This is a genomic window from Sphingobacterium composti (genome assembly GCF_009829075.1).
Classification (GTDB): Bacteria; Bacteroidota; Bacteroidia; order Sphingobacteriales; family Sphingobacteriaceae; genus Sphingobacterium; species Sphingobacterium composti.
Genome location: NZ_WUQZ01000017.1, coordinates 72,910 through 84,761, shown reverse-complemented (window position 1 = coordinate 84,761; position 11,852 = coordinate 72,910). Strand labels below are relative to the sequence as shown.

Annotated in this window: 12 protein-coding genes; 2 read left to right on the top strand and 10 right to left on the bottom strand. The window is 35.4% G+C overall.

All coding sequences use genetic code 11. The features are described from left to right. On the top strand, positions 1-188 hold a 188-nt coding region (locus tag GOQ17_RS16420), incomplete at its 5' end, for a hypothetical protein (RefSeq protein ID WP_394350612.1). A gap of 83 nt (positions 189-271) precedes the next feature. Here the strand turns inward: GOQ17_RS16420 and GOQ17_RS11735 are convergent. From GOQ17_RS11735 to GOQ17_RS11715, 5 genes are read right to left on the bottom strand one after another with little or no spacing between them, the layout of a single operon-like run. Next, the gene (locus GOQ17_RS11735; protein WP_159637603.1) at positions 272-1,258 is read right to left on the bottom strand and encodes a bifunctional riboflavin kinase/FAD synthetase; all 987 of its coding nucleotides are present in this window, start codon (positions 1,256-1,258) and stop codon (positions 272-274) included. Between the two features lie 9 nt (positions 1,259-1,267). Beyond that, on the bottom strand, positions 1,268-1,987 hold the full coding sequence (truB, locus tag GOQ17_RS11730) for a tRNA pseudouridine(55) synthase TruB (protein WP_159637602.1): 720 nt from the start codon (positions 1,985-1,987) through the stop codon (positions 1,268-1,270). Next, on the bottom strand, positions 1,987-2,781 hold the full coding sequence (locus tag GOQ17_RS11725) for an undecaprenyl-diphosphate phosphatase (RefSeq protein WP_159637601.1): 795 nt from the start codon (positions 2,779-2,781) through the stop codon (positions 1,987-1,989). Before GOQ17_RS11725 ends, truB begins: the two co-directional genes overlap by 1 nt. Positions 2,782-2,804: 23 nt before the next feature. Continuing rightward, entirely contained in the window at positions 2,805-3,032 is a 228-nt protein-coding gene (locus GOQ17_RS11720) for a DUF3098 domain-containing protein (RefSeq protein WP_159637600.1), read from the bottom strand. A gap of 38 nt (positions 3,033-3,070) precedes the next feature. Beyond that, positions 3,071-3,949 (bottom strand): cell division protein FtsX, encoded by an 879-nt coding sequence (locus GOQ17_RS11715; RefSeq protein WP_159637599.1) that lies wholly within the window; start codon positions 3,947-3,949, stop codon positions 3,071-3,073. A gap of 221 nt (positions 3,950-4,170) precedes the next feature. On the opposite strand from GOQ17_RS11715, the gene leuS reads away from it, so the two are divergent. Continuing rightward, positions 4,171-6,954, top strand: a complete 2,784-nt coding sequence (leuS, locus tag GOQ17_RS11710) for a leucine--tRNA ligase (protein WP_159637598.1) — start codon at positions 4,171-4,173, stop codon at positions 6,952-6,954. A gap of 59 nt (positions 6,955-7,013) precedes the next feature. On the opposite strand, the gene GOQ17_RS11705 is transcribed toward leuS, so the two are convergent. Genes GOQ17_RS11705 through GOQ17_RS11685 form a run of 5 tightly spaced genes read right to left on the bottom strand, consistent with a single transcriptional unit; the run spans position 7,014 to position 11,847 of the window. Next, complete coding sequence (locus GOQ17_RS11705) at positions 7,014-7,769, bottom strand: carboxypeptidase-like regulatory domain-containing protein (protein ID WP_159637597.1); 756 nt, start codon at positions 7,767-7,769, stop codon at positions 7,014-7,016. Positions 7,770-7,806: 37 nt separating this feature from the next. Continuing rightward, on the bottom strand, positions 7,807-9,075 hold the full coding sequence (locus GOQ17_RS11700) for a TolC family protein (protein WP_159637596.1): 1,269 nt from the start codon (positions 9,073-9,075) through the stop codon (positions 7,807-7,809). A gap of 4 nt (positions 9,076-9,079) precedes the next feature. Then, positions 9,080-10,213, bottom strand: a complete 1,134-nt coding sequence (locus GOQ17_RS11695) for an ABC transporter permease (protein ID WP_159637595.1) — start codon at positions 10,211-10,213, stop codon at positions 9,080-9,082. Between the two features lies 1 nt (position 10,214). Beyond that, positions 10,215-11,165 (bottom strand): efflux RND transporter periplasmic adaptor subunit, encoded by a 951-nt coding sequence (locus GOQ17_RS11690; protein WP_159637594.1) that lies wholly within the window; start codon positions 11,163-11,165, stop codon positions 10,215-10,217. After that, a complete protein-coding gene (locus tag GOQ17_RS11685) occupies positions 11,146-11,847 on the bottom strand; it encodes an ABC transporter ATP-binding protein (protein ID WP_159637592.1) in 702 nt (233 codons plus the stop codon). Before GOQ17_RS11685 ends, GOQ17_RS11690 begins: the two co-directional genes overlap by 20 nt. Positions 11,848-11,852: the final 5 nt, after the last annotated feature.

Genomic DNA, 11,852 nt, shown 5'->3' with positions numbered 1-11,852 from the left:
AAATTAGGAACTTGTTACAACTAGGTGTAAGTAAATACAAGGCGTACGAATGGGCACATACAAGGAAAAGTTACTGGCACACAGCAAAAAGCTGGATACTGACAACAACCCTTTCCAACGACTATCTAAAACAACTGGGATACCCATCTTTACTGGCAGAATACAAGCGAGTTTGTGTTACAACTTAGGGAAGCGCCGTATACCGAACGGTACGTGCGGTGCTGTGGAAGGTCGGAACGGGAATTAATCCCGTTCCTCCTATCCGTTTTTATTATGAAGCTGTGCTATCAAAGTAAGCTCGTATATTTTCTTCGTCGGTTTTTATTTGCTGTTGAAGTTCTTCCAGCGTGTCAAACCTTTCGTCACCACGGATAAATTTTTTGAAACGAATGCGTACCGTATTACTATACAAATCTGCGTCAAAATCCAAAAGATTAACTTCGATCTTGCGATTCATCCCATCTACAGTAGGTCTAGTGCCAATATAACACATTCCGATGGCTTTTATAACAATAGGGTTTTCAATATATTCTCCTGTTACTATTTGTGGTACACTTGGATATATATCTACTTCAACTGCGTAAATTCCATAGGCAGGAATCAGTTTGTGTGACTCATGCACATGTAGATTTGCCGTTGGAAAACCTATTTGGCGACCGATTTGATCACCTTTTTCTACAGTCCCTGTCAATTCAAAAGGATAGCCTAGATATTTATTAGCGATCTCAATATCACCTTTGATTAAAGCTTCACGAATACGTGTCGACGATACAGCTACATCCTCAATATCTTGCTTAGCTATTTCTTGGACTTCAAAGTCGAAAATATCGGAAAAGTGAATCAACTCTTTAATAGATCCTTTGCGATCTTTACCAAAATGATGATCGTATCCAATAATAATCGTTTTAGTGCCTAGTTTTTCAACAAGTACATTGCGGATATATTCTTCTGGCGAAAGATTAGAGAAATCACGTGTAAATGGTGTAATAATTAAATGATCCAATCCGCATGAAGCTAATTGATGAGCTTTCTCTTCGATGTCATTGATTAATCTCAAGCTATCATCACTTGGATTAATAATTAATCGAGGATGTGGAAAAAACGTTAAAAGGACAGTTTCTCCTCCTTTTTCTTTTGCACAATCTACTAATTTTTTAAGTATTTTTTGATGACCAATATGCACTCCATCGAAAGTGCCTATGGTAACGATTGCATTTTCTAGTGGCTCAAATTCTTCTAAGCTTCTATATATTTTCATCTAATAATACTATACAGTTTCTATTGTAACAGCTTTATGTGCTCTAATAGCTTCAATAAGTTCTTCAAGATTCCAAGCATTATTCACATGAAAATCGCCACTCATTGTACGACGAAGGCTGGACAAGTGAGAACCATTATTCAATACTTTCCCAAAATCATTTGCTATCGAACGAATATAGGTACCTTTCGAACATTTAATTTTGAAATACACATTAGGCATTTCAATTTTTTCAATTTCGAATGATTTAATCGTTACTTTACGTGCTTTCAATTCTACATCTTCGCCACGTCTTGCTTTCTCATAGACGCGTTCGCCATTTATTTTTAATGCCGAATGTGCAGGAGGGTATTGTTCGATATCCCCTTCGAAAGTTTTTGCAACGGCATATATTTGGTCTTCTGTAATTGAAGATATATCAAAAGTTTGGTCAATTTCAGTTTCCAAATCATAGGATGGAGTAGTAGCCCCCAAAGTAATTGTACCCGTATATTCTTTATCCTCCGCTTGGAACGAATCTATTTTCTTTGTCAATTTACCTGTGCAGACAATGAGTAAGCCTGATGCTAACGGATCCAATGTTCCTGCATGACCTACTTTTAATTTCAATGGCTTCATGGTATTACGCAATTTGCCAACGACATCAAAACTTGTCCACGTAAGTGGTTTATCAACCAAAAGGAGTTCGCCTTCAGCGAAGGCGAATGTTTTGTTTTTATTAATTCCCATTAAATAATCTGTAAGCTATGCCCACTTAGAAGCATGGCTATAATCACTAACCCAACCACAATTCTATACCAGCCAAATAATTTAAATCCATATTTAGTAAGTATGTCGATAAATGTTTTGATGGCTATAATCGCAACCACAAAACCAACTAAATTTCCCACAATAAGTAGGTTTATTTCCTCTCCTGTAAATGTATGTCCTTCTTTAAAAAACTTATATAACTTCACTATAGATGCGCCTAACATCATTGGAATCGCTAAGAAAAAAGAAAACTCGGCCGCAGCTTTACGAGTTAACTTTTGAGTCATACCACCAACAATTGTACTTGCAGATCTGGATGTTCCTGGTATCAAAGCCAAACATTGATACCACCCTATTATAAAAGCTTGTTTATAAGAGATTTCGTCTGAATTATCTATTGAAGGTTTGTTGAACCACTTATCTACAAACAATAATATTACCCCGCCAATAACTAACATAACGCCAACCATTAGAGGACTTTCTAATAATGAATCAATGAAATCATTCAATACTAATCCTAATATCGAAGCAGGTATAGCAGCTATTACAAGTTTGTAGTAGAAATCCATTGATTTAAAAAATCGTTTCCAATATAAGACTAGAACAGAAAGGATAGTCCCAAGTTGTATTACGATAGTAAAAAGTTTGACAAAAGCCGATGGTTCGATTCCCATTAATGCAGTGCCAATAATCATATGTCCAGTAGAAGAGACAGGTAAAAATTCAGTAAGACCCTCAATAATAGCTAATATAATAGCTTCGAAATAACTCATTTAATTAGGTAAAATGTAAAAACTTATTTTTTTGGTTTGTATAATATTGCAACGAATCCTAGCGCAAAGCCAATTACAACTACTAATGGCGCTAAGGTGATTTTTGTAAAACTGTAAATATCCTCTGTGCCCATCATTAAAAGGAAACCGATGATAACAACAATAATACTTACTATAAAGATTTGGTAATTCAATTTTTGAAATACAAATCCTGTATTTTTTTGGGGGTTGATAGTTTTATTATCTGACATAATATGTATATCTGAGTTGGTTAACTATTATTGTAAACTTAATTGTAAAGGCTGTTAGATTTTGCTTTCAAATACTTAGTAACAGCAAAATATGTACTTAAGGCTGAAATTAATATGCCTAATCCTACAACAATGATAAATATTGCTACAAATTGTCCCCAGTTTTGTAAGAAGACTAATTCTGGAACTTGCTTCTGAGCAAATTGTAGGGTGAAGATAAGTAATAAGATGGCAATCAAAGCTCCAATCAAACCATGAATAATACCATAAATGATGTACGGCTTACGGATAAAAGATTTTGTGGCACCGATTAACTGCATACTTTTTATTAAGAAGCGTTGGGAATAGATTGCTAAACGAATAGTGTTATTTATCAAAGCTACGGCAATCACTAATAGGATAACTGCAAATGCTAACACCACAATTGAAATAATACGGATATTCTTATTTACCATATCAATCAGTGATTCTTGATAAACAATTTCTTTCACACGGCTATTCTTAGCAACCTTATCAATAAACGGCTGGATGCTATCGGCATTTGCATATTCTTCTTTCAAATAAATATCGATAGAAGGTAACAGTGGATTTGAGCCCAAATATTCCACAAAGTCTTCCCCTAGATCTTCTTTAAGGTTTTTCGCAGCTAATTCTTTAGAAACATATTCAGTACGTAATACATACTCCTCTTTTTCCAAATCCTTTTGCAAAGACAATACGTCGCCTTCATTTACATTATCGTTGACAATAACATTCAAGACGATATTTTCTTTGACGTATTTCGAAAGGTTTTTAGCGTGAACTAATATTAAACCTAATAGTCCTGTCATTAGTAATACCAATGCGATACTAATCACAGTAGAAATGTACACCGATTTTGTTTTTTTTCTTGGAGAGCCTTGTTCTATCACTGACATAAAGCTTTGGTTTTTATTAGTGCGAAAGTAACCATTTCAGATGATTTATGGGAATAAATATCAACTTATCTGAGGGCTGAGTAGAAGATTTAACATTTATTTACCTTTATTCAACTGGGAAATAACGGTTCTGTCGTGGAAATATTGCGTTTATCGAAAAGTAATATTCAGAATATCCCTTAAAATCGCTAATTTCGCAATTCTTTTATAAGGTACTAAAAATGGATTATTCGCATAAATCAATTGAGCAAAAGTGGCAAAAGTTTTGGGCTGAGAACGCAACGTTCAAAACGTCTGAGTCGACAGAAAAGCCTAAATATTATGTATTAGATATGTTCCCTTATCCTTCAGGAGCAGGGTTGCACGTAGGTCACCCACTGGGATATATTGCTTCAGATATTTTTTCACGTTACAAGAGATTAAAAGGTTTCAACGTATTGCACCCCATGGGCTATGACTCATTCGGTCTTCCAGCGGAACAATATGCTATCCAAACTGGACAGCACCCAGCGATCACGACTGAAACAAATATTAACCGTTACCGTGAGCAATTAGATAATATTGGTTTTTCGTATGATTGGTCTCGTGAAGTTCGCACTTCTGACCCTTCTTACTACAAGTGGACGCAATGGATTTTTATGCAATTGTTTAATGCTTGGTACAACAAAGATGCGGATAAAGCTGAGTCAATTGAAACTTTAATAACGAAGTTTGAATCGTCTGGTTCACAAAATATTAACGCGGAGTCTGATGAAGATGTGTTAACTTTTACAGCCGAAGAATGGAAGGCATTTTCGGAAGAAGAGCAACAAAAAGAATTATTAAAATATAGATTAGCTTATCTACGCGAATCAACAGTAAATTGGTGCGCAGCATTAGGTACTGTGTTGGCGAATGATGAGGTAATTAATGGCGTATCAGAGCGCGGTGGTTTTCCAGTGGAACAAAAGAAAATGATGCAATGGTCTATGCGTATCACCGCATATGCTGACCGTTTGTTGCGTGGATTGGATGCGGTAGACTGGCCAGAGCCTTTGATCGAAATGCAACGCAATTGGATCGGTAAATCTGTAGGTGCTACTGTTAAGTTTCCAGTTCCTCAATTAGATACAAATATTGAAGTTTTTACTACTCGTGTAGATACTATTTTTGGTGTTTCATTTGTGGTATTAGCGCCAGAACATGAGTTAGTTTCAGCTTTAACTACGGATACTCAAAAATCTGAAGTTGAATCTTATATCGATAAAACTTCAAAGAAATCGGAGTTGGATCGTATGGCAGATACAAAAACTGTTTCAGGAGCTTTTACAGGTTCATACGCGAAACATCCAATCACGGGTGAAGATGTGCAAATTTGGATTGCGGATTACGTGTTAGCGGGGTACGGAACAGGTGCTGTTATGGCAGTTCCTTCGGGTGATCAACGTGATTATTTATTTGCTAAACATTTCAATTTGCCCATTATTCCGATTTCGGATTCTCAAAATATCGAAGAAGAAGCAGATCCAAATAAAGATGGTAAATACATCAATTCGGGCTTTATAAATGGTATGACGTACCAAGAAGCTGTTCCCGCTTTGATTGTGAAGTTGGAAGAGTTGAAGTTGGGTAAAGCAAAAATCAACTTCCGCATGCGTGATGCAATTTTCGGTCGTCAGCGTTATTGGGGAGAGCCAGTTCCAGTTTATTTCAAAAATGGCTTGCCATATTTGATTAAAGAAGAGGAATTGCCTTTATTGCTTCCTGAAGTGGATAAATATTTGCCAACTGAAACGGGTGAGCCTCCTTTAGGTCGTGCTGAAAACTGGAAATACCAGGACCAGCACGAGTACGAATTAAGCACTATGCCAGGTTGGGCAGGTTCGTCATGGTATTGGTTCCGTTATATGGACCCTAAAAATGCAGATAGCTTTGCTTCTAAAGAAGCGGTAGATTATTGGAAAGCAGTGGATTTATACATTGGTGGTTCTGAACACGCTACAGGTCACTTGTTGTACTCACGCTTTTGGAATAAGTTTTTGAAAGATTTAGGATTCCACAATGAAGAAGAGCCTTTCAAAAAATTAATCAACCAAGGTATGATTCAAGGTCGTTCGAACTTTGTGTACCGTGTGTTGGACGAAGAAGGAAGAGGTACCAACAAATTTGTGTCTTTAGGTTTAAGAGATGAATACAATACGATTCCATTGCACGTAGATGTGAATATTGTACATAACGATGTGTTGGATACAGAGAAATTTAAATCTTTCCGTCCTGATTTTGCGGATGCAGAATTTGTGATGGAAGATGGAAAATATATCTGTGGTACTGAGGTAGAGAAGATGTCAAAATCGAAATTCAACGTTGTAAATCCGGATGATATTATCGCGAATTTCGGTGCAGATACGCTACGTTTGTACGAAATGTTCTTAGGTCCATTAGAACAGTCAAAGCCTTGGAATACAAATGGTATCGAAGGGGTATATAAATTTTTACGTAAGGTTTGGCGTTTGTTCCATGATGCTGAAGGAAACTTCAAGGTATCGGACGAAGAACCTACTAAAGCGGAATACAAATCCTTACACAAAATCATCAAAAAAGTTGAAGAGGATATCGAGCGTTTCTCGTTCAATACTTCGGTTTCTGCCTTTATGATTTGTGTGAATGAATTGACGGATTTAAAATGTAACAAGCGTAAAATCCTTCAAGATTTAATCATCGTGTTGGAACCTTATGCTCCACATATCACAGAAGAACTATGGTCATTGTTGGGTAATGATGCTGGAACAATTTCTTATGCTGCATATCCTAAGTTCAACCCGGAGTATTTGGTTGAATCAGAGTTCGCTTATCCAGTATCAGTAAATGGTAAGATGAAAATGAATCTTTCTTTAGCATTAGATTTAGATGCGAAAGCAGTAGAAGAAATTGTGTTAGCAAATGCCGATGTACAACGTTATTTGGATGGGAAAGCGGTTAAAAAGTTGATCTTTGTAAAAGGTAAGATTATTAATATTGTGGTTTAATGATGCTACAAATCCTATAAATGAAAGCCTCGAAAATTAAAATTTCGAGGCTTTTATATTTATTCTTCATCTTTCACAGAGAAGATATTAAAGAGTCTTTTGAGTTTTTGTTTTATTGAATCACGTGAATTTAGAATAGGAGTTGATTTCTGTTGTTCGATTTGGTTAATCGTATTAATTTCTTTATTGAATTTAGGTTTTATTCTTTTTCTAGGCTCAACAATCACTTCTCCAATCTCATAAGAATCTTCCTCTAAGATAATTTTTGTTAAATCATTCTTTTTGAGTGATTTTTTAATTTTAATAAATTGAGTCTTATAACCAATATATGTGATTTTAAATTCAGATTTTTCTTCATAAGGGATTGTGACTTTTCCCTTATTATCAGTTATGTATTTCTTACTCGTCTTCGTATTTGTCAAATTGACCTGCGGTAGATTTTGATTATGCTTATTCATAAACTCGAAATGAATAGAATCCTGCATATATGACGAATGAATTGGATTATTTGAACTCAGATTATTTGTTACATCATTTAGTGCATAAACTATTGAATTACTTATGCAAAACGTTAGTGCAGCTGCTACATATTTTAGCCAATTTTTGCTTATAGTTATTTTTGCTTCCGTTGATTGTGCACTTAGTCTTCCACAAACCCTTTCATTAGATTTTTGGATATAGGTCACAATATACTTTGTTTCCCAATTGGTAAAATCGACAACTTCCGTATTGCAGACTTTGCACATTCGTCCAAGTTCGGAAGGAGACATCTTTTCGTATGATTCTGTACAAGGCTGGGGGATTTTTATTTTCATCGTGTTGAAATAATATTAAGCTAATGTACTTAATTGTTTATTCAATAAGCAATTTCAACATTTCAAATTGCGCTTGCCAAACATCTTGTTTAGCTTTCTTGTATGTAATAAGAGACTGATTCAATTCAGTTAACAAGATTCTTCCAGCTTTATAAGCTTCATACTGCTCTTCTTTATTTTGTTGTGCTAGTATTTCAATCTTACGAAATGATTCAATTTTTCTCTCCGCAGCATCAAGTTTAAGTTTCTTTTGGGAATCATCTATATTTTCATTTCGTGCAATATCTTGAATTTGCTTATCAATCAAATCTGAATTCAACGCAATTTTACGAATAGTTGGTTGCGAAGTAAAATAGCCTGAAACTGGAATACGTAAAGCCATGTTCACAAAGCTATTTCCAAACCATTCCTCTTTTCGAGCTAATTTCAATTCATTACTGAAATACTGTTGTCCCCAATATCCATTTAGACTCAGGGTGGGTAATAATTGTCTTTTAACAGATGCTAACTGCAGCTCAGAAATATTTTTATCGATTTCTAATCTTGCAATATCGTAGTTTGTGAGGTCGTCGTTTTTAAGATTAGTAATGATTTCTTCAAAATTAGAGGACACATTTAGAATCGTATCCAAGTTGGTGTATCGGCGCAATTCGAGATCGGCATCTTGAAGTACTGCCCATGCTTCATATACTTGAATATTGTGTCTTTCAAGTTCTTGTTGCGCTGCGATGTAGGTAGCAGATTGTTCACGACCTGCCGCATATCTTTCTTTGTTGATAGCAACTAATTCGTCATAAATCTTAGTGTTTTCTTGCATCAGATTATATTGCTCTGTAGCAAATACTATAGAAGCATAAGCTAGTGTAGCATCTTTTTTCCAATTCTGTAAAGTAAGTTTCTGTTCAATTTCAGACTTTTGGATTTCAAGCTCTTTTTGTTTTTCTTCAACACGACGTTTTGGGTCAAATAAAGTCCATTCTACTTGCACTCCTGCTTTTGAAGACCATTTGGTAGCAAATCGCAATGGGATAATTGCTCCTTCCTGAGCATTAGGATCAAAAGCTATTGCAGGAACTGGGGTAGTCGGAATTATCAAATTACGTTGGAGGTTGGCGTCAATATAAAAAATCGGAATTCTATTAGATTTTATTTCAAGTAATTCTTGCTGTTCTATTTGAATTTGTAGCTGATTCTGTTGATAAATAAGATTTTGATTCGCATTTTCCCACAATTGCTGAATACTTAAGCTCTGTGCTTGTATAAAAAATGGAATACTAATTAGTATGTAAGAAATAATCTTTTTCATAGTCTTAAAATACAGAAGCAGGTTCTAGTTTAGCAATCTTGCGGACTGCAAATAATGATCCGCCTACAGAAATTAATAATGTAATAAACAACAAAAACAAGGCAAATCCTAATGTAATTTCTATAGCTAATCCTGAATTTGCTACGCCCATTTTAAATCCGACTAATAAGATCATCGCTATTATATAACCAATAATCGCATAAAGAAAAGCCTGGGCAATAATCAATTTATTAACATAACCTTTGGTAGCACCAATGGCTTTTAATGTTCCATAATCTTTTATGCGATCTAATGCCGAGGAGTATAAGGTCAAACCTATTATAAAAAAGCCACTAATCATAGCAAAGATTACTAATGTTCCAAAACTCATCCCCATATTTGAGCTTATTAAAATTTCCTTAACGGTGGAATTTTTCAACTTTTGGGCATCCCATGCACGGAGTTGGGGAAACAATTGTTGAATGTTCTGTTGGACTTTTTGTTTAGATGAAGCATCTTTTAAATTGGCGATTATAATACTAACTTTTGAGGGGGAGGTATTACCTAATACATATGCATTTTCAATAGACGTGTACATAAGACTAGCTCCAAAGGCTTGTGCGTTTTTCGTAATAACTCCAATTTTTGCACTTTTACCATTAATTTCAATCGGTTTATTAATGGTGAGTTCCGTTTTCCATGTTTTGGCGTTATAGAGTTCTGCTGTTACAGAAAAAGGTTGAATTAAATCCGTGATATTACCTTCCTGAATTTTTTCTGATACAGGTCCCATTACAAATTGTGGAGAATTCGCTCCAACCAATGTTATGCCAGCAGTCTTCCCATCCAAGAAAGAAGCTTGTCCTGATGCCAAAACTACGGGATGTGTAGATTCAATTTCAGGCAAACTGGCTATTTGCTGAACAAGTCGCTGATCAATAGCATTAACAGCATTTATATTGGTGCTCTGTGCTTCAATAATCCATAGCTGATTGTCTTTCACAGGTGCGTTTCCAACCAAATTGCCCATCAATCCCATCAAAAAGAAAAGTAAACTTAACTGTTGACCTATGAGGAAAATACTAATCACAATAGCAGTGACTATCCCAATACTTTTTGCACGGTCATATTTGATAAATTTAAATGCAAGTCCAAGCATACTATCGGATTCTTATACTACAGTCCACTTTCCCGTTAATAATAAGATTATTGCTTTGGTCAAGTCTAACCTTTATTTTACGAACTCTTCTGTCTTCTCCCTCATTCGCAGTTTCGTACAAAATAGACTTATTTGAAAGAATTGGGTTAGCATAAAACACCGTACCTGTTGCAATTGTATCTTGTCTTCCTATAGGGAATATCGAGACTTTTTGTCCAACACGTATATCTCCAGCAAACAACTCATCCACTTCTGCTTCGATGATGGGATTTTCTACAGTTATGATTTTTCCTAATTCTTCTGCCGAACCAATGTTTTGCCCCAATTTGGCTGTCAGGTCCGTAATTATTCCAGACTCGGAAGCTCTTATCCTAAAATCTCCAATGGTGTTTTGTGCTTTATCAATTTGAATTTGTTGTTCCGCCTCATTTAGCTTTTGGGCTTTAAGAGTTTTTCTCAATCCACGAAGAATAGCTTCCTGTTGTTGCCAATTTGAATAGTCTGTTTCTAATTTTTCCTTGGTTTCCGCATTTTTAGCATACAAATCTTTTGAAGTATCATATTTGCTTTTCAATTCTTCAACATATATTTCTACTTTTGCAATGTCATCTAGGACAGTTTTATTTTGTGCTCTAATACTATTTAATTGTGCAGTTGCTTGTTGCACATCTAATGTAGAATTACCCGGATCCAATTCGAAAAGCAATTGACCTTTTTGTACAGAATCACCTTCTTGGACAAAAATTTTGTTGATTAATCCAAAAGTGCTACTAGCAATTATTGCGTAATCATTTGCAGGGACGACCTTTCCGATGGCTTTTACTTCGTTAACTTCTTGTAATATCTCTTCATTGGTTTTTGTGTTCTCTTCTTGCTTTTTATCCGATGAGCAAGACGAGGCAAGAGCACCAATAAGGAATATGAAACGGAATCTATTTATAATCTTCTTCATTCTTGATGGTATTTGAAACTTCTCCTTCTTCCACATAAATTATTTTATCGGCAAATTTTCGCAATCGCAGATCGTGTGTTACAATAATTACTGCTTTGCCACGACTTGCGAGAGATTTAAGTTCATCCATGATGACTTCGGCACTTTTAGAGTCTAAAGATGCAGTAGGCTCGTCACAAAGAATCATAGCAGGATCAGTGACCAAAGCACGTGCAATAGCTACACGCTGCTTTTGGCCACCGCTCAATTTTTTGGGGAGATTATACATCCTTTCGGACAATCCAACCTCTTTCAATGCTTTTTTTGCTTTTTCTGAAGCTTCTGAGTTTGATACTCCCTGCAAGATTAGTGGTTGCATTACATTTTCTAAAGCATTTAAAGGCTCAATTAAATTGAATTGCTGAAAGACAAAACCTATTTCGTGCAAACGCAACTCTGCTAATTCGTTTTCTTTAAGATTGGTAACTTCTTTACCTTTATAAAAAACTTGACCTGAGGTCGGGTATATGACACATCCTAAAATAGAAAGGAGTGTAGTCTTTCCACTTCCTGATGGACCCATTATCAATGTTAATTTATTCGTTTCAAAACTTATAGAAGTTTTATTTAAAGCTGTGATGGTCGTATCACCAGTTTTATAAATTTTATTTACTTCTATAAGTTTTACGATTTCATTTTCCATCAGCA